Genomic DNA, 557 nt, shown 5'->3' with positions numbered 1-557 from the left:
GAATACGTTCCCGGGCCTTGTACACACCGCCCGTCACACCATGGGAGTGGGTTGCACCAGAAGTAGCTAGTCTAACCCTCGGGAGGACGGTTACCACGGTGTGATTCATGACTGGGGTGAAGTCGTAACAAGGTAGCCGTAGGGGAACCTGCGGCTGGATCACCTCCTTAATCGACGACATCAGCTGCTCCATAAGTTCCCACACGAATTGCTTGATTCATTGAAGAAGACGAAAGAAGCAGCCCGAAATTGGGTCTGTAGCTCAGTTGGTTAGAGCGCACCCCTGATAAGGGTGAGGTCGGCAGTTCGAATCTGCCCAGACCCACCAATTTTGTGTGGGAAACGCCTGTAGAAATACGGGGCCATAGCTCAGCTGGGAGAGCGCCTGCCTTGCACGCAGGAGGTCAACGGTTCGATCCCGTTTGGCTCCACCACTACTGCTTCTGTTAGTAAGAAAGCTTAGAAATGAGCATTCCATCGTTGAGATGGTGAATGTTGATTTCTAGTCTTTGACTAGTTCGTTCTTTAAAAATTTGGGTATGTGATAGAAAGATAGA

2 tRNA genes and 1 rRNA gene are annotated in these 557 nt (G+C 50.4%); all 3 read left to right on the top strand.

Features of this window, described 5'->3' with window-relative positions:
- A 16S ribosomal RNA gene (locus SB725_RS30115) occupies positions 1–170 on the top strand; the annotation flags it as partial.
- A gap of 81 nt (positions 171–251) precedes the next feature.
- A tRNA-Ile gene (locus tag SB725_RS30110) sits at positions 252–328 on the top strand.
- 30 nt (positions 329–358) lie between these two features.
- Positions 359–434, top strand: a tRNA-Ala gene (locus tag SB725_RS30105).
- Positions 435–557: the final 123 nt, after the last annotated feature.

It is taken from the genome of Pseudomonas sp. SIMBA_041 (genome assembly GCF_046535095.1).
GTDB lineage: Bacteria > Pseudomonadota > Gammaproteobacteria > Pseudomonadales > Pseudomonadaceae > Aquipseudomonas > Aquipseudomonas mucoides.
The sequence above is the reverse complement of the archived record's forward strand: the minus strand, read 5'-3'. Positions and strand labels throughout refer to the sequence as shown.